The 16,782-nt window shown below is 69.7% G+C and carries 15 protein-coding genes and 1 tRNA gene; 4 read left to right on the forward strand and 12 right to left on the reverse strand.

Translation table 11 applies throughout. From position 1 onward, the window contains the following. Nucleotides 1–44 precede the first annotated feature (44 nt). The 6 genes from pdxT to pgsA all read right to left on the reverse strand — a co-directional run bounded on the left by pdxT (nucleotide 45) and on the right by pgsA (nucleotide 5,353). Nucleotides 45–644 (reverse strand): pyridoxal 5'-phosphate synthase glutaminase subunit PdxT, encoded by a 600-nt coding sequence (gene pdxT / locus OID54_RS07905; RefSeq protein ID WP_329015957.1) that lies wholly within the window; start codon nucleotides 642–644, stop codon nucleotides 45–47. Beyond that, complete coding sequence (gene pdxS / locus OID54_RS07910; protein WP_329015959.1) at nucleotides 644–1,567, reverse strand: pyridoxal 5'-phosphate synthase lyase subunit PdxS; 924 nt, start codon at nucleotides 1,565–1,567, stop codon at nucleotides 644–646. Before pdxS ends, pdxT begins: the two co-directional genes overlap by 1 nt. Before the next feature lie 379 nt (nucleotides 1,568–1,946). After that, on the reverse strand, nucleotides 1,947–2,492 hold the full coding sequence (locus OID54_RS07915; protein ID WP_329015962.1) for a hypothetical protein: 546 nt from the start codon (nucleotides 2,490–2,492) through the stop codon (nucleotides 1,947–1,949). Nucleotides 2,493–2,610: 118 nt separating this feature from the next. Then, on the reverse strand, nucleotides 2,611–3,771 hold the full coding sequence (locus OID54_RS07920; protein WP_329015967.1) for a glycosyltransferase family 4 protein: 1,161 nt from the start codon (nucleotides 3,769–3,771) through the stop codon (nucleotides 2,611–2,613). Then, on the reverse strand, nucleotides 3,768–4,685 hold the full coding sequence (locus tag OID54_RS07925) for a phosphatidylinositol mannoside acyltransferase (RefSeq protein ID WP_329015970.1): 918 nt from the start codon (nucleotides 4,683–4,685) through the stop codon (nucleotides 3,768–3,770). The genes OID54_RS07920 and OID54_RS07925 overlap by 4 nt, the downstream gene beginning before the upstream one ends. Beyond that, entirely contained in the window at nucleotides 4,682–5,353 is a 672-nt protein-coding gene (gene pgsA, locus OID54_RS07930) for a phosphatidylinositol phosphate synthase (RefSeq protein ID WP_329015973.1), read from the reverse strand. Before pgsA ends, OID54_RS07925 begins: the two co-directional genes overlap by 4 nt. 389 nt (nucleotides 5,354–5,742) lie before the next feature. Between pgsA and OID54_RS07935 the strand changes: the two genes are divergently transcribed. Both OID54_RS07935 and OID54_RS07940 read left to right on the forward strand, forming a co-directional pair. After that, the gene (locus tag OID54_RS07935) at nucleotides 5,743–7,950 is read left to right on the forward strand and encodes an elongation factor G-like protein EF-G2 (RefSeq protein WP_329015975.1); all 2,208 of its coding nucleotides are present in this window, start codon (nucleotides 5,743–5,745) and stop codon (nucleotides 7,948–7,950) included. A gap of 234 nt (nucleotides 7,951–8,184) precedes the next feature. After that, entirely contained in the window at nucleotides 8,185–9,792 is a 1,608-nt protein-coding gene (locus OID54_RS07940) for a hypothetical protein (protein ID WP_329015978.1), read from the forward strand. Between the two features lie 75 nt (nucleotides 9,793–9,867). On the opposite strand, the gene OID54_RS07945 is transcribed toward OID54_RS07940, so the two are convergent. Beyond that, the gene (locus OID54_RS07945) at nucleotides 9,868–10,425 is read right to left on the reverse strand and encodes an HIT family protein (protein ID WP_329015979.1); all 558 of its coding nucleotides are present in this window, start codon (nucleotides 10,423–10,425) and stop codon (nucleotides 9,868–9,870) included. 67 nt (nucleotides 10,426–10,492) lie between these two features. Between OID54_RS07945 and OID54_RS07950 the strand changes: the two genes are divergently transcribed. After that, nucleotides 10,493–11,173: a potassium channel family protein gene (locus tag OID54_RS07950; protein ID WP_329015982.1), complete on the forward strand. Its 681-nt coding sequence runs from the start codon at nucleotides 10,493–10,495 to the stop codon at nucleotides 11,171–11,173. Between the two features lie 27 nt (nucleotides 11,174–11,200). Here the strand turns inward: OID54_RS07950 and thrS are convergent, their stop codons facing one another. The 3 genes from thrS to OID54_RS07965 form a co-directional block, all read right to left on the reverse strand. After that, nucleotides 11,201–13,177 carry a threonine--tRNA ligase gene (gene thrS / locus OID54_RS07955; protein ID WP_329015985.1) on the reverse strand — a complete coding sequence of 659 codons (1,977 nt, stop codon included), beginning with the start codon at nucleotides 13,175–13,177 and terminating at the stop codon, nucleotides 11,201–11,203. 99 nt (nucleotides 13,178–13,276) lie between these two features. Continuing rightward, nucleotides 13,277–14,512 carry a hypothetical protein gene (locus OID54_RS07960; protein ID WP_443055760.1) on the reverse strand — a complete coding sequence of 412 codons (1,236 nt, stop codon included), beginning with the start codon at nucleotides 14,510–14,512 and terminating at the stop codon, nucleotides 13,277–13,279. Continuing rightward, nucleotides 14,509–15,108, reverse strand: a complete 600-nt coding sequence (locus OID54_RS07965; RefSeq protein ID WP_329015991.1) for a DUF4365 domain-containing protein — start codon at nucleotides 15,106–15,108, stop codon at nucleotides 14,509–14,511. Before OID54_RS07965 ends, OID54_RS07960 begins: the two co-directional genes overlap by 4 nt. Nucleotides 15,109–15,364: 256 nt before the next feature. Between OID54_RS07965 and OID54_RS07970 the strand changes: the two genes are divergently transcribed. Next, nucleotides 15,365–16,090, forward strand: coding sequence for a 3'-5' exonuclease (locus OID54_RS07970; RefSeq protein WP_329015994.1), 726 nt, complete (start codon nucleotides 15,365–15,367; stop codon nucleotides 16,088–16,090). Nucleotides 16,091–16,166: 76 nt separating this feature from the next. On the opposite strand, the gene OID54_RS07975 is transcribed toward OID54_RS07970, so the two are convergent. Then, nucleotides 16,167–16,238, reverse strand: a tRNA-Val gene (locus OID54_RS07975). 61 nt (nucleotides 16,239–16,299) lie between these two features. Next, on the reverse strand, nucleotides 16,300–16,755 hold the full coding sequence (locus OID54_RS07980) for an SRPBCC family protein (RefSeq protein WP_329015997.1): 456 nt from the start codon (nucleotides 16,753–16,755) through the stop codon (nucleotides 16,300–16,302). Between the last annotated feature and the right edge of the window lie 27 nt (nucleotides 16,756–16,782).

Genomic DNA, 16,782 nt, shown 5'->3' on the forward strand with positions numbered 1-16,782 from the left:
TACCCATTGCGCTTGCGTTCGGCAGAGATCCTACCGGGACGGGCTCACCTGACCGCGCGCACCATGTCCGCGAAGAGACCGTGCATCCGGTGGTCCCCGGTGAGTTCAGGGTGGAAGGACGTGGCGAGGACCCGGCCCTGCCGGACCGCGACGATGTGACCGTCGTACTCGGCCAGGACTTCGACGGCGGCGCCGACCGACTCCACCCACGGTGCGCGGATGAACACGCCTTCCACCGGGCCGCCCTCGACGCCCGCGACCTCGACAGCCGCCTCGAAGGACTCGTTCTGCCGACCGAAGGCGTTGCGGCGCACGATCATCTCGATGCCGCCGATCGTCTCCTGACCGGATCGCGGGTCGAGGATCTTGTCGGCGAGGAGGATCAGCCCGGCGCAGGTCCCGTAGACCGGCATCCCGGAGCGCACCCGCTCGCGCAGCGGCTCCATCATGCCGAAGAGATGGGCCAGTTTGGAGATGGTGGTGGACTCCCCACCGGGTATGACCAGCCCGGCGACCTCCTCCAACTCCTCGGGACGTCTGACCGACCTGGCCACGGCGCCCGCCGCGACCAGGGCCGCCAGATGCTCCCGTACATCGCCCTGGAGTGCGAGGACTCCGATGACCGGATGGGCGGGAGCGGTCATCACCAGCCCCGGTTGGCGTAGCGCTCGGCCTCGGGCAGGGTGTCGCAGTTGATGCCGACCATGGCCTCGCCGAGGTTCCGGGAGGCATCCGCGATGATCTTGGGGTCGTCGTAGAACGTGGTCGCCTTGACGATCGCGGCGGCGCGCTTGGCCGGGTCGCCCGACTTGAAGATGCCCGAGCCGACGAAGACGCCCTCGGCACCGAGCTGACGCATCAGGGCGGCGTCCGCGGGGGTGGCCACACCGCCGGCGGAGAAGAGGACCACCGGGAGCTTGCCCAGCTCGGCGACCTCCTTGACCAGCTCGTAGGGGGCGCGCAGATCCTTGGCAGCGGCGTACAGCTCGTTGTTGTCGAAGCCGCGGAGCCTGGCGATCTCGTTCTTGATCTGGCGCAGGTGGCGAACGGCCTCGACGACGTTGCCGGTGCCCGCCTCGCCCTTGGAGCGGATCATGGCGGCGCCCTCGGCGATGCGGCGCAGCGCCTCACCGAGGTTGGTGGCACCACAGACGAACGGCGTGGTGAACGCCCACTTGTCGGAGTGGTTGACCTCGTCGGCCGGGGTGAGGACCTCGGACTCGTCGATGTAGTCGACACCGAGCGACTGGAGGACCTGGGCCTCAACGAAGTGCCCGATGCGGGACTTGGCCATCACCGGGATGGAGACGGCCTCGATGATCTCTTCGATCATGTTGGGGTCCGACATCCGCGCGACTCCGCCGTCCTTGCGGATGTCGGCGGGGACCCGCTCCAGGGCCATGACGGCCACGGCGCCCGCGTCCTCGGCGATCTTCGCCTGTTCGGCGTTGACCACGTCCATGATGACGCCGCCCTTGAGCTGCTCGGCCATGCCGCGCTTGACGCGTGCGGTGCCCGTCGCCGGGGAGTCGGCGGACTGAGAAGTGGTGGAGAGCGTGCTGGACACGGAAGGGACCTCACTCGAAGACGATGGTGATGACCGCCTCTGACGGCCGCTTGCGAGCGGCGCCGCGGTGCGTCATTGATGGAACCGCCACGGATCAGTCCACTGCAAGGGCCAATGAACAGCCGGTGGATCGTTTTTGCAGGTGGTGGGAGTGCCCGCCGGTACCTGCGTGGCCTCCCCAGGCGCCCGACGCATGGCCGCTGACCTGCCCGGACGGGGTCCTCGGCGACATGATCACCGAGGAGGGTCCACCGTGTGGACAGGGGCACCTGGCGAAACGATTCACCACCGCGTCGGCGAGGCTGTGCCGACCGACAGGGCGGCGACTTCGTCCCCAGCCCCGGGAAGTCGGCCCCGAGCGCCTCGGCACGCCCCCGGTTCAGCTGCCCGGACGGTCGGCGAGGGCGGTCGGCGGTTCGTCGTCCATCTCGAAGGCCAGCGGGAACGGCGCATGCCCGGCCAAGCGGAACCAGCGCACCTTGCGATGGCGGCGCAGTGCCCGTGCCGCGCGCACCGCATCGTTGTGGAACCGCCGTGCCATCGGGACGCGGCGTACGGCCTGGGCCAGCTCCGAGGTGGCGTCCTCACCACCGGGGACCTCGCGCACCGCTTCGACCTGCGCCGGCTCCTCGAAGACCGCCCGCAGGGCGGCACTCAGCTCGCTCTCGGCGACCTCGCGCTGCTCCTCGTCCGCTTGCCTGGCCGTGCGTGCGGCCTCGTACAGCACGATGGACGCGGCCGGGTCGAGCACGCCGGCCGTGGCCAACTCCTGCGTCACCGAGGCCCGGCGCAGCAGCTGCGCGTCCAGGGCGGCGCGCGCCTTGTCGATCCGGGTGTGCAGCCGGTCGAGCCGCCCTGCGGTCCAGCTCAGATAGAGGCCGATGGCAAGCAGGGCGACGAAGATCCAGATGAGCGTTGCGGTCACGGGGCGTAAGGCTACCGGGGTGCCGGAGCAGCACCGCGGGAGCTCGGCCGCGGCACGGCCCGGTCAGGGCCGTCGAACGCGAGCGGCCGGGAGCGGCTCGCCGTGGACGGCCGCCGGATCAGTTCCTGGCGAGACCGAAGCGGGAGCGCAGTCCGGGGCGTTCGTCTGCGGCCACCGCGGCGGCGCCCTCGGTCACCGTCTCGTAGACCGAGAGGATGTCCGCTCCGACGGTGGACCAGTCGAAGCGGCGTACGTGCGCGCTGCCCCGCTCGGACAGTTCCTGCCGTCGGACCGGGTCGCCCAGGAGACGCACGGCCGCAGCGGCGAGGGCGTCGGCGTCCTCGTTGGCGAAGAGTTGGCCCGCGGCCCCCTGGTCCAGGACCTGGGCGAACGCGTCCAAATCGCTGGCGAGGACGGGAGCTCCCGCCGACATCGCCTCCACCAGGATGATGCCGAAGCTCTCCCCACCGGTGTTGGGGGCGACGTAGACGTCGACGCTGCGCAGCAGTCGGGCCTTGTCCTTGTCGCTGACCATGCCGAGGAACTCGACGCGGGAGCGCATCTCCCGGGGCAGTTGGGCCACCGCCTCCTCCTCGTCCCCACGTCCGGCAACCAGGAGTCTGGTCTCCGGACGCTCGGCGAGGATCGCGGGCAGGGCCTTCATCAGTACCGGCAGCCCCTTGCGGGGTTCGTCGATACGGCCGATGAATCCGATCGTGCCGCCCTGCCACTCGGGCTTGGGTTCGGCCTTCTCGAAGAAACCGACGTCGACGCCGTTCGGAATGACGACGGCGTCACCGCCGAGGTGCTCGACGAGGGTGCGGCGGGCGTACTCGCTGACCGCGATCCGGGCGCTGATCTTCTCCAACGCGGGCTGGAGGATGGGATAGGCGGCGATCATGGCCCGGGAGCGCGGGTTCGAGGTGTGGAAGGTGGCGACGATCGGTCCCTGCGCCGCCCAGCAGGTCAGCAGACCGAGCGACGGCGACGTGGGCTCATGGATGTGGATCACGTCGAAGGTGCCGTCGTGGAGCCATCGACGTACGCGGGCGGCCGAGAGGAAGCCGAAGTTCAACCGGGCCACGGACCCGTTGTACGGGACGGGCACGGCGCGGCCCGCCGACACCACGAAGGGTGGCAGCGGGGTGTCGTCGTCGGCGGGGGCCAGTACGGAGACCTCGTGGCCCAGCCTGATCAGATGGTCGGCCAGGTCCCTGATGTGGAACTGCACCCCTCCGGGGACGTCCCAGGAGTAGGGGCAGACGATGCCGATCTTCATGAAGTGGCCCCTCGGGGGTGGCGGGGGTCGAGATCCGAGAGCCACAGCCGCTGGAGCATGTGCCAGTCCTCCGGGTGCTCGGCGATCCCCGTGGCGTAGGCGTCGGCCAGGAGTTGTGTCATGGAGGACGTCTTTTCGGCGCGGGTACCTGTCTGCGGCACGTCCACGGGCGGATGGACCCTGCCGTACATCTTCGGCGAGGGTCCGTACCAGAGGGTGACGGGCAGGAGCAGGGCGCCGGTCTGTTGGGCCAGCATGGCCGGTCCGGCGGGCATCCGCGCCGTCTCACCGAAGTACTTCACCTCGACGCCGGAGGCCGACAGATCGCGGTCGGCGACCAGACAGACCAGTCCACCGGCGCGCAGCCGCCGCGCCAGGGTTCCGAACGCGGCGCCCCCGGAGTGCGGCAGCACCTCCATGCCGAGGCTTTCGCGATAGGCCACGAACCGGTCGTACAACGACTCGGGTTTGAGTCGTTCGGCGACCGTGGTGAAGGGGATGTCCAGGGTGCGCGTCAGCCAGGCGCCGGCGAGGTCCCAGTTGGCCAGGTGCGGCAGCGCCAGGATCACCCCCCGCCCGGCGGCCATGCCCTCGGTCACCTGGTGGAAGTCGTTGATCTGCACGCTGTCGCGGACCCGCTCCGCGCTCCAGGTCGGCAGCCGGAAGGATTCCATCCAGTACCGCATGTAGGAGCGCATTCCGGCGCGGGAGAGTTCGGCGAGGCGGGTGGGGTCCGCGTCGGGCACCACCCGGGCGAGATTGGCCTCCAGCCTGCGCACTCCCTGGCCCCGCCGCTTCCACGCCGTGTCGGCGATCGTCCGGCCCAGCGCTTCGGCGGCCGGTTCGGGCAGCTTCTTGACCGCGGACCAGCCCAGCCCGTACAGCCCGTCGGCGACCCGGTCGCGGGTACTCACGTGGCCTCGGCCTCGCTCCCCTGCGCCTGCTGGGTCGCCGCATCGGCCTCGGCGGACTCCCGGCGCACGGTGACGACCCGCTGCCCCAGGGTGACCGCACTGCCGACGGCGACGATCCACAGGGCGATCGGCAGCAGCACGTCGATGCCAGGGACCCCGAAGGCGTGCAGTCCGGCCAGACCGGCCGCGACCAGCGAGATCACGAGCCGTTCGGCCCGCTCGATCAGGCCGTTGACCGCGACGGGAAGGCCGATGGCCTCGCCGCGCGCCTTGGTGTACGAGACGACCTGACCGCTCGCGAGGCAGAAGATGGACACCGCGCACAGGACGTTGTTGTCGCCCTGCCCCGCGTACCAGAGGGCGAACCCGCCGAAGATCGCCCCGTCGGCGACCCGGTCGAGGGTCGAGTCGAGGAACGCGCCCCAGCGGCTGGAGATGCCGGCCTGGCGGGCCATGTTCCCGTCGATGAGGTCGGAGAAGACGAAGAGCGTGATGACGATCGTGCCCCAGAAGAACTCTCCCCTGGGGAAGAAGACCAGCGCACCCGCCATCACTCCGGCCGTGCCAATCAGAGTGACCGCGTCGGGGCTCACTCCGCGACGGAGCAGAAATGCGGCGAACGGCGTGAGGACACGCGTGAAGAATGCACGCGCGTACTTGTTCAGCATGGCCTTCCCGGGGTTGGGGTGAGCCGTGTGACCCCTTGGCCACCGGCTGGCCCATCGTAGCCAGGACCGGCGCGGTCCACCGCCGGGACCCGACGCGGGTGCCGCTCGACGCGTATCCGCCGCTCCCCCTGCGTACGACGTATGGACGTGCCGTGGGCGGAGTGGAAAGCTCGAAGGACGACTGCGGGCGCCATCGGAGCTGCCCGTCGGACGCCGACGCCTCGGCCCTTCGCCGGGCGGGGTCCGGCGGCCCGCCCCGCCTTCCCCCGGCGTCCGCGGCCCTGCTTGGTCAGCGTTTCCATGGCGTTTCTCGCTTTTCTTGGCTTTTCTCACCGTGTTTCAGCGTTCCTCACCGTGCAATCGACACGATCGACCGGGAGGCACCATCCATGGGCGACAAGGCGCACACCCACCCCGGAGCCGCCGGCAGGGCGACGACGGCCGACCGGCCCTCTTCCGTACGGAACGTGGTGCTGGTCGGCCACAGCGGCTCCGGAAAGACCACCCTCACCGAGGCCCTGGCGCTCACCGCGGGCGCCTTGAACCGGGCCGGACGGGTCGAGGACGGGGCCACCGTCTCCGACTACGACGAGATCGAGCACCGCCAGCAGCGTTCCGTGCAGCTCTCACTCGTCCCCGTCGAGTGGGAGGGGTACAAGATCAATCTTCTGGACACCCCGGGATACGCCGATTTCGTCGGAGAGCTCAGGGCGGGGCTCCGAGCTGCGGATGCGGCCCTCTTCGTCGTCTCGGCCGGGCAGGCTCCCGAAGCGGTCGCCGGCGCGACCCGCGCCGTATGGGAGGAGTGCGCGGCCGTCGGCATGCCGCGTGCGATCGTCGTCACCCATCTGGAGACCGCGCGCACCGGCTTCGACGAGCTGACGGAAGTCTGCGCCTCGATCTTCGGCGGCGACGACCCCGACGCCGTCCTCCCCCTCTACCTGCCCCAGTACGGATCGCCGGGGCCCGACGGCCATGTCCCGGTGACAGGGTTGGTGGGGCTCCTGACTCAAGGGATCTTCGACTACTCCTCGGGCGAACGCCGGGCGCTCGCTCCCGATCCCGAGCAGTCGGCCCTGATCGAACGGGCCCGCAACCGGCTGATCGAAGGGATCATCGCCGAGAGCGAGGACGAGTCCTTGATGGACCGCTACCTCGGCGGCGAGACCATCGACCTGGCCAGTCTCATCGGCGATCTGGAAACGGCCGTCGCCCGGGGCACCTTCCACCCGGTGCTCGCCGCCGCGCCCGCGGCGCACGGCGCCAAGCAGGGGCTGGGCACCGTGGAACTCCTGGAGTTGATCACCCGTGGATTCCCCACCCCCCTGGAGCCCGCGCCGCCCGTCGTCACCAGTCCGCAGGGGGCCAAGCGGCCCCCGATCCGCTGCGACCCCGACGGTCCGCTGGTCGCCGAAGTGGTCAAGACCGCCTCGGACCCCTATGTCGGACGCATCTCCCTCGTCCGCGTGTTCTCCGGGACCCTGCGGGCCGACCAGACCGTCCACGTGTCGGGCCACGGTCTGGCGGACCGCGGCCACGAGGACCATGACGTGGTGGAACGGGTCGGTGCGCTCACCGCTCCCTTCGGTCGCCATCAGCGTCCGATCGGGCAGGTCTTCGCCGGCGACCTGGCCTGTGTCGCCAAACTGGCGCGCGCCGAGACCGGGGACACCCTCTCCACCAAGGACGACCCGCTGCTGATGGAGCCCTGGCCGATGCCGGACCCCCTGCTGCCGTTGGCCATCTCGGCACACAGCAAGGCGGACGAGGACCGGCTCTCCAGCGGGCTGGCCCGGCTGGTCGCCGAAGACCCCACCATGCGCCTCGAACAGAACCGGGCCACCCGCCAGGTCGTTCTGTGGTGTCTGGGCGAGGCCCATGCGGACGTCGCCCTAGAGCGGCTGCGCAAGCGGTACGGCGTCAAGGTGGACGTCGTACCCCACCGGGTGTCCCTCCGGGAGACGTTCGGCGCCCGATCGACGGGCCGGGGCCGCCATGTGAAGCAGTCCGGTGGGCACGGCCAGTACGCGATCTGTGCGATCGAGGTGGAACCGCTGCCGACGGGTTCGGGGATCGAGTTCGTCGACAAGGTCGTCGGCGGCGCCGTGCCCCGCCAGTTCGTCCCCTCCGTCGAGAAGGGCATACGCGCCCAGGCGGCCCGGGGCGTGGTCGCCGGGCATCCGCTCGTCGATGTCCGGATCACCCTCATCGACGGCAAGGCCCACTCGGTCGACTCCTCAGACGCCGCGTTCCAGACGGCGGGTGCCCTGGCTCTGCGGGAGGCCGCGGCCGACAGCCCCATCCGCTTGCTGGAGCCGGTGGCCGAAGTCCGCATACTGGTTTCGGACGAATACGTCGGCCCGGTGATGAGCGACCTGTCCGGTCGGCGCGGCCGGGTCGTGGGAACGGAACAGTCATCGGGCGCACGCACATGGGTCCGGGCCGAGGTCCCCGAGATCGAGATCGACCGGTACGCGGTCGATCTGCGCTCCCTCTCCCATGGGACCGGCCAGTTCAGCCGCTGCTACTCCCGCCATGAGCCGATGCCGCAGCACATCGCCGACCGGATCGGGGAACGTCACGGCGATCGCGCATAACTCCTGTGCACGGGGCCGGTATCGGGATGCTGTCCGCCGACGTGCGACACCGGACGGCATTTCTTTGTCCCGTGACGAATCAGTCGCGCCCCGGATACGCTGAGGTGCCCAGCTCAGCATGTGTGCAGGGCGCGTTGGCCGGGAAAAGGCCGCAGAGCAGCAGCCGAGCGGCGTTGGGGGCGATAAGTCACGATGGACGGTTTCGATTTCAGTCCCGGAGCACAGGTCCCGATCATGGGCTCCGCAGGACAGACCGCGGCGACGCACGCGCTGGCCTCCGCGGCGTACCGGGACAGCCCGGCGGCGGACATCCTCAAGGCCAACAACGACTGGCACAAGTCGGCCGTCAGCGCGGGCAAGTTCTCGCTCTTCGAACCGAATTTCGGCGAGGCGTTCTCCCGTGCTCTGCAACTGCGGATGCTGGGCGGCGGGCGGGGTGCGCTGATCCAGTCGTTCGGGATGGAGCCGCAGACGGTCGTCGAGCACGCACTGGCGGCCAGCCGCATCCGCAAGGAGCGCGACACCAAGCTGACCGTGATCACCGCGGTCTGCGGACTCCTCTTCCTGCCGGGCCTGCTGCTGTGGATGGGCGTCTTCCAACTCCGCCGCACGATCGCGGGCGCACAGAACAAGCGCGCCGGCACCCTGGGCACGATCTTGCTGTTCGCGATCGGCGCACTGGCACTGCTCTTTCTGATCCGGCTGCCGTTCGGCGGTTTCTGGGCCTACTACCTGCGCGGAATGATCGTCGCCCCGGTCATCGGGTGGTTCCTCGCCCTGCGGATCTGCGAAGCGACGGCCAAGGACCTGCGGGCCCGCTGGGACGGTCTGCTCTCGGGCGGTGGCGTGGCGGCCAAGGTGCCCGACGCGGTCCCCGGCAACCCCGGTGACAAGGCGCGCGAGGAACTGCGCCAGGGCTTGCACAAGCTCACCGCCGAGCAGCACGCCAACTCCGTCTTCTACGCGGGGCCCAAGGGCATACTGGGCATGGGCACCCGCTGGGGCAGCTGGCAACTGGCCGAAGAGCTGGTGTCCAAGGACCCCACCAAGGAGATCAACCAGTTCCGCAGCTGGGACGTCATCAGGGCGATGCACGACAAGCTGAAGCTGCTGGAGCGCGGCCCGCTGAACTCGGGCGGCTTCCCCACCCCTTCGGTCAAGCACTGGGTCGTCTCCCCCGTCGGGGAGAACGCCGGATCGGTCTCCCGCCCGGACGGTCAGGACGTGGAAGCGTTCCAGATCAAGGGCCACGAGATGCAGCGGATCTGTAACCACCAGCAGTTCGGCAGTGGAAACCGCCACTACCTGGGCGTCCAGTTCACCCTCTGGGACGGCCAGTTGATCATCACCATGATGATCAATGTCACGGTTCTCCACGAGACGCTGCGCATCGAGGTCACCGGCCATGCGCTGGGACCGGTGAACGGCCTGTTCACCACCAAGTCCTCACCGAAGACCGTGACCACCAGCAAGGCGATCCGCTTCTGGGAGACCAAGAGCCGGACCCTGCCGCTGGTGGACGCCCCCGAGGTGGTGCGCCTCGCGGTGCGCGCACCGCTGACCTGGTACCCCCCGCTGCTCGACTTCCTCGGCGGGAAGCTGAGCCTCCCGGAGCCGTTCGGGCTGCGCCACGCCTGGGCCGAGCAGCCCTGGCGACACCGCTTCATGGCGGACGACGCCCTGCGGGCGGCAACCCCCGTCCTGCGCGTGGCACATGCCGCGGCGCTGAAGGTCCTCAACGAGAACGGGGTGGACACCGACCGCTTCAACAGCCGGTCGATGGCCGTCAGCGGCGCGGTCCAGGACCTCGCCCCCAAGAAGGCGGATCTGTACGACGCCTGAGCGGGCGATCACGACGGACGACGAAACCCCCGTACCCAGGGCCGGGTACGGGGGTTTCGCTTGCGTGCGTGCCCTTCAGACGGGCCAGACGTTCGCCAGCATCACCCGGGTGTCCGCAAGGAGTTGCGGCAGCACCTTGGTGTGGCCGACGACGGGCATGAAGTTGGTGTCGCCGCCCCAGCGCGGTACGACGTGCTGGTGCAGATGGGCGGCGATCCCCGCACCGGCCGCCATCCCCTGGTTCATCCCGATGTTGAAGCCGTGCGCACCGGATGCCGCCCGCAGGGCCACCATGGCGCGCTGGGTGAAGCGGGCCAGCTCCGCGGTCTCCTGCTCGTTCAGCTCGGTGTAGTCGGCGACGTGCCTGAACGGCACCACCATGAGATGGCCGCCGTTGTACGGATAGAGGTTCAGCACGGCGTAGACGTGGGAGCCGCGTGCGATCACCAGACCGTCCTCGTCCGATTTCGACGGAATGGCACAGAAGGGGCAGCCATCGCCGGCCTCGGGCCCGGTGGGCTTGTTCTCACCCTGGATGTACGCCATTCGGTGCGGAGTCCACAAGCGCTGGAACGCGTCGGGCGTTCCCACTCCGATCTGCTGCTCCGGCTCACTCGTCATGCTGTGAAGCATATGGCTTCGCCCGTCCGCGGCGTGTCGCCGGGGGCGGGCCCGGTGGGGTGAGGATGATCCTTGGGCGATGAGAGACGAGTCGAGGTTGACGCGCTGGCGTGAGCGCATGGAGATCCCGCTGTTCGTGGCATCGGTCCTCTTCCTCGGCTGCTACGCGGTGCGGGTGCTCGCCGTCGACCTTCCCGAGGCGTGGCAGGACACGGTCCTCGCCTTCGTCTACGCCCTGTGGGCCCTGTTCGTCGTGGACTACGCGGTCAGCTGGCGCCTCAGTGGCGAGGGGCCCGGCTATGTCCGTCGGCACGGACTCGACGGCATCGTGGTGCTGCTGCCGCTCCTTCGACCGCTGCGGATGGTGCGGATCTACGAATCGGTGCAGCGCCGGCACGCCGATGCCCGGCCGCGCCTCGCCCTCTACGCCCGGGTGATCGCGTACTCGGGGATGTCGGCCGTGCTGCTGGGGTTCGCCGGAGCGCTCAGCGTCTATGCGATGGAGCGCGGCGCTCCGGGCGCGACGATCAAGACGTTCGGGGATTCGGTCTGGTGGACCTGCGAGACGCTCACGACCGTCGGGTACGGCGATGTGGCTCCGGTGACCTTCGCGGGGCGGGTGATCGCGGTGGCGATGATGGTGGGCGGCCTGGCGCTCCTCGGCGCGGTGACGGGGTCGTTCTCATCCTGGTTGATCCAGACCTTCACCCTGGAGGCCGACACGAAGCCCCCGGAGAGCGGATCTCCGGGGGCTTCGTGAATCCTGCGCCGTCTACAGCGGACGGGGTCAGACCTGGGTGCGGTCCTCGACGACCTTGACCAGCTTGGCGAGGGCGTCCGCGCGGGGAACCCCGTTCTCCTGGGAGCCGTCGCGGTAGCGGAAGGAGACCGTGCCGGCGTTCATGTCCTCGTCCCCGACGATGATCATGAAGGGGACCTTGAGCTTCTGCTGGGTCCTGATCTTCTTCTGCATCCGGTCCGACGAGGAGTCGACCTCGACCCGCAGCCCCTTCTTCTTCGCCTCGGCAGCGAACTCCTGGAGGTACTCGACGTGGGCGTCCCCGATCGGGATGCCGACCGCCTGCACCGGTGCCAGCCAGGGCGGCATGGCGCCCGCGTAGTGCTCCAGCAGGACCGCGAAGAACCGCTCGATCGAGCCGAAGAGCGCCCGGTGGATCATCACCGGCTGCTGACGTGAACCGTCCGGGGACGTGTACTCCAGGTTGAACCGCTCCGGCAGGTTGAAGTCGAGCTGGACGGTGGACATCTGCCAGGTCCGACCGATGGCGTCACGCGCCTGCACCGAGATCTTCGGCCCGTAGAAGGCCGCACCACCGGGGTCGGGGGTGAGCGGAAGCCCCTGCTTCTCCGCCACCTGCCGCAGGACCTCGGTCGCCTCTTCCCAGGTCTCGTCCGAGCCGACGTACTTCTCCGGGTCCTTGGTGGACAGCTCAAGGTAGAAGTCGGTCAGACCGTAGTCGCGGAGCAGGTTGAGCACGAAGGTGAGCGTGCGGTCGAGTTCGTCCGCCATCTGCTCACGGGTGCAGTAGATGTGCGCGTCGTCCTGGGTGAAACCCCGGGCACGGGTCAGCCCGTGGACCACACCCGACTTCTCGTGCCGGTAGACCGTGCCGAACTCGAACAGCCGCAAGGGCAGTTCGCGGTAGGAACGACCCCGGGCGTCGAAGATCAGATTGTGCATGGGGCAGTTCATGGGCTTGAGGTAGTAGTCCGTACCACCGTCGAGCTGCATGGGGGGGTACATTCCGTCCGCGTACCAGTCCAGGTGGCCGCTCTTCTCGAACAGGGCGCCCTTGGTGGCGTGGGGGGTGTAGACGAACTCGTACCCCTCCTCCTCGTGGCGCTTGCGCGAGTAGTCCTCCATGACCCGGCGGATGATGCCCCCGCGCGGGTGGAACACGGCCAGGCCGGAGCCGATCTCGTCCGGGACGGAGAACAGGTCCAGCTCGCTGCCGAGCTTGCGGTGGTCGCGCTTCTCCGCCTCGACGAGGAAGTCCAGATGGGCCTTCAGCTCCTCCTTGGAGGGCCAGGCGGTGCCGTAGATCCGCTGGAGCATCGGGTTCTTCTCGCTGCCCCGCCAGTACGCGGCGGCGTTGCGCATCAGCTTGAACGCCGGGATGTTGCGCGTGGTCGGCAGGTGCGGACCGCGGCACAGGTCCTTCCAGCACAGATCGCCGGTCTTCGGGTCCAGGTTGTCGTAGATGGTCAGCTCGCCGGCGCCCACCTCGACGTTCGCCCCGTCGTCGCTGGACGCCGAGCCCTTGAGCCCGATGAGCTCCAGCTTGTACGGCTCGTCCGAGAGCTCGGTGCGGGCGTCCTCGTCGGTCACCACACGACGGGAGAAGCGCTGGCCCCGCTTCTGGATCTCCTGCATCTTCTTCTCGATGGCCTTGAGGTCCTCCGGCGTGAAGGGCCGCGCGACATCGAAGTCGTAGTAGAAACCGTCCTTGACCGGCGGACCGATGCCAAGCTTGGCCTCCGGGAACAGCTCCTGCACGGCCTGCGCCATCACGTGTGCGGTCGAGTGGCGCAGGATGTCCAGGCCGTCCGGCGACGAGATCTCGACGGGCTCGACCTCCTCGCCGTCCCCGATCTCGTACGCCAGGTCCTTCAGCTCACCGGCGATGCGGGCGGCGATCACGGTGCGCTCGCCGGCGAACAGATCGGCCGCCGTCGTGCCCGTAGTCACCACGCGCTCTTCCCGCTCGGAATCGCGTTGGATGATCACACGGACGTCTGACACCGGTCTCTCCTCGTTCAGGGGGTGCGCCTGTGGAAACGGCGCCCCTGAATCGTACCGAGCGAAGGGGGCCGCCCGCGAAACGGTCGCCCCCCGGGGCACTCAGTCGTCCGGGTCGCCGCCGTCGCCGGGGAAGTCCTGGTCGTCCCGGCTCGCCTTGAGCGCCTTCATCAACCGGTCCCGCTCGGCGTCATCCACGGGGACGGTGACCACATCGCAAGCGTCGGTGAGCCGACGGAATCCGCCACGGCTCTCCAGCCGCCCGACGACCCTGATCGGCTGCCCGGTCAGATGGGCCTGCCCCGCCGTACGGTACGAGTCCTCTTCGAGGGCCACCCGGACGTGCGGCACGTCCGCGCCCGTCAGCACCCGCAGTCTGACCGTTCCCGCGCCGCGGGGGCCGGGGCGGCGCATCCGGACGACGGTGCCCGTGAGCCGGACGGGCATGGGCGGCTCGTCGTGGAGATAGCGGGCGCCCGCGGCCCGCAGGGCGGGCAGGTCACCCGGCGAGAACTCGACCGGGTCACGCCCCGGTCCGCATCCGTCGGGCACCCCGGCAGCCGGCGACCAGGCGAGCGCGATCCTGGCCCCCTCGGAGCCCCGGACCAGTGCGATGACCGCCTCCGTCAACTCCCGGCTCACCCCGAGCCGCACCGCGGCGTCGAACGCCTCCAGCCGCCCGGTGGCGCGCTGGTAGTCGGTGGCCTCCCGAGCCGCAAGGAGCGCCTGGTGGAGCAGTACGGTCACGGCCCGCCCCTGCGCCACCGGCACGAAGGCGGTGAGCGTCCGCCCGCCCGGCGCCGGACCGACCAGGACTCCGGCGAGGGAGGCCCGCGCGCCGCGACGGTGTCGTGCCCCGTGGTAACCGGCCCGACCCCGAGCGGCGAGCGCACCGGCCATCATCATCTGCCGGGCGGCGGAGCGCAGTTGCTCCTGCGCTATCCAGGACGCAGCACCGGACGGCCCCTCGTGCACATCCCGCCACCAGCGGATCTCATCGCTCGGCACGGTGAGCCCCACCAGGACGTCCTGGGCGGACGGAGCGGCGCTTCGCGCGAGGGCCGTCAACGCCTCGCCCAGCAGGTCCTCGCAGTCCGGGAAGGAGCGGTTCTCCGGTACGAGCAGGCTGGTGGAGCCCGTGGGTGCGCCGGGCGGGGTCCAGCGCGCGTACCTCCCCGGGGCTCCGCCGCGCCGCTCCCAGCCGTGGCGGGCGAGCAGCGCACCGAGGACGACCGGGTCGACCTGGGCCGGGTTGGGGCCGTGGGCGGTGTGCCAGTCGTCGCGCAACTCATGCAAGGGGTGTGGTCGGACGGTCTCGTCATGGGGCCGGTTCATCAGGGTCTCCCTCCCGCCCCCACCCTCGTCATGATCTCGCAGAGTGCCCGGTCGTCGAAGATCCGTGAGGTCGGGATGCGCACGGTGGTCTTGTGCCTACCCGTCACCGGGTGGCCGGCCAGATTGGTCCAGTAGCAGCAGTGCCGCAGATCGAGTCGGTCGTGGTCGGCGCGCAGCCAGTCGTCCTGGGTCCGGGGGACGAGCATCACGACGAGGATCTTGTGCACGGACACGGGGGTCCGGGCGAGTTTGACCAGGTGGTCGTTGTTGAGCGTGAAGGGGAAGTCAGGGCGCTGCGCGAACCCGGGGTGCGGGGCGAGTTGGTAGGTCGACTTCAACTGGACCTTGATGGTCACCTCGTCGTCGACCGAGTGGTCCGGGGAGCCGTGGCTGACGTGCCAGTCGATGCCGTTGTCGGGGAAGGGCTGGGAGAGCGAGCAGCCGGCCGCGGCGGCGACCGCGTGGAGGTAGGCGACCTGCAGGGTTTCCATGCATGCGGTGGTGGCCAGCCCGCCGCGCACCGGCGCCGGCGGCTGGGGCAGCAGCCCTTGGGTGTGGGCGCGGGAGGTTCCCCCGTACTCGGGCTGCGGGAGCGCCATGGCTCTGGGTGCCTTCCGGGATGTGCCGTCCGATCTCCGCCTGCGGGGGCCGTACGTGGGGGCGCACGGATGTCGGTTGCGTACGGCGTGGATGTTCGCGGGGGTGCGGATGAGGCGTCGGTCGGCTTCTGCTTCCCGGTGTCCATTCCCCGTCAAGTGTGTTGTCACCGCCCTGCGTACGGCGCAAACAGCCCGGGTATCACGGATTCGGCAGGGGGATTCCCTCATCTGCCAGTCATGTGCGAGGAGTTCGGGGATGACGCTCTGGTTCGACGGCCCGATGGCCGCATTTGACACGGAGACCACGGGGATCGATGTCGAGCAGGACCGCATCGTGTCGGCCGCTCTGGTGGTGCAGGACGCGGCGGGTGCCCGGCCGTGGACCACCCGCTGGTTGATCAATCCCGGCATTCCGGTGCCGCGCTCGGCGATCGACGTGCACGGGTTGACCGATGACCATCTCCAGCGCAACGGCCGCTGGCCGGCTCCGGTGATGGAGGAGATCGCCCGGGCGCTGGCGGAGCAGTGCGCCGCTGCCAGGCCCCTGGTGGTGATGAACGCGCCGTTCGATCTCACGATGCTCGACCGGGAGCTGAGGCGTCACCGGGCGGCTCCGCTGACGCGCTACCTGGAGAACGTTCCGCTGTGCGTGCTCGATCCCCGGGTGCTGGACAAGCACCTCGACCGATATCGCAAGGGGCGGCGGACGCTCACGGATCTATGTGCGCACTACGAGGTGGAGTTGGAGGGGGCGCATGACGCGGGTGCGGACGCCGTGGCCGCGCTGGAGGTGACCCGGGCGATCGGGCGCAGGTTCTGTGCGCGGATGGAGCGGTTGTCGCCACCGGAGCTCCACACGCTCCAGGCGGTGTGGCACGCGGCGCAGGCGCGCGGGCTCCAGGCGTGGTTCGCGCGCAGCGGTACGCCGGAGCCGGTGGACCCGGCGTGGCCGCTGCGGCCCCAACTGACCGCTGCCGCCTGAACCGCACCTGACTGCGCACAGGGCCGTCGGGGAACGCAAGAGCCGGTCCGTCAATGACGGACCGGCTCTTCCCGGGTGGGCGATACTGGGTTCGAACCAGTGACCTCTTCGGTGTGAACGAAGCGCTCTCCCACTGAGCTAATCGCCCGGGAACGCACTGAACCATACAGGTCCCTGCGGCCGAGCTTCAAATCCCGCGCGACGGGACATCAGCGGGTGCCCAGGTGGGCGGCGAGACCCCGACGGCCCGCTCTCATCATGGCGGTGTGGTTGGCTCGGAACAGGGGGCGCGCCAGCGGCGCCAGCCAGCGCATCAGGGGTCGGCGCACCTCCACCTCCTGGTCGTAGACGGCCCGGGTGCGCGCGGCTGCGGCCCCATGGGCGGTGATCGTCCAGCGGGCCCATCCCTCCAGGTCGCCGTGGAGGGCGACTTCCAGTACGCCCGCGGACGGGTCCTCCCGCCGGGTGGCCGCGGTGATCTTCAGTTCATAGGGGAGGAACGAACGGATGCGGGCAGTGCCGGTGCCGTCGTCCGAAGGGATCGCGGCACGGATCTGGGGCCACCACTTCGGATAGTCCTCCCCCCTGGAGAGCACGGCGTAGACGTCGTCGGGCGGCGCGTCGATCTCCCAGACACTGTGGAAGCGGTACCGGAACCAGTTCACGGGACGCATGCACTCCGATGCGGTCGA

The sequence above is a fragment of the Streptomyces sp. NBC_00690 genome, from assembly GCF_036226685.1.
Taxonomy (GTDB): Bacteria; Actinomycetota; Actinomycetes; order Streptomycetales; family Streptomycetaceae; genus Streptomyces.

Bases quoted from the DNA above. Each gene is read 5' to 3' on its own strand.
- pdxT (WP_329015957.1), bottom strand. From the start codon at position 644: ATGACCGCTCCCGCCCATCCGGTCATCGGAGTCCTCGCACTCCAGGGC.
- OID54_RS07920 (WP_329015967.1), bottom strand. From the start codon at position 3,771: ATGAAGATCGGCATCGTCTGCCCCTACTCCTGGGACGTCCCCGGAGGG.
- pgsA (WP_329015973.1), bottom strand. From the start codon at position 5,353: ATGCTGAACAAGTACGCGCGTGCATTCTTCACGCGTGTCCTCACGCCG.
- OID54_RS07935 (WP_329015975.1), top strand. From the start codon at position 5,743: ATGGGCGACAAGGCGCACACCCACCCCGGAGCCGCCGGCAGGGCGACG.
- OID54_RS07940 (WP_329015978.1), top strand. From the start codon at position 8,185: ATGGGCTCCGCAGGACAGACCGCGGCGACGCACGCGCTGGCCTCCGCG.
- OID54_RS07945 (WP_329015979.1), bottom strand. From the start codon at position 10,425: ATGCTTCACAGCATGACGAGTGAGCCGGAGCAGCAGATCGGAGTGGGA.
- OID54_RS07950 (WP_329015982.1), top strand. From the start codon at position 10,493: ATGAGAGACGAGTCGAGGTTGACGCGCTGGCGTGAGCGCATGGAGATC.
- OID54_RS07965 (WP_329015991.1), bottom strand. From the start codon at position 15,108: ATGGCGCTCCCGCAGCCCGAGTACGGGGGAACCTCCCGCGCCCACACC.
- OID54_RS07970 (WP_329015994.1), top strand. From the start codon at position 15,365: ATGACGCTCTGGTTCGACGGCCCGATGGCCGCATTTGACACGGAGACC.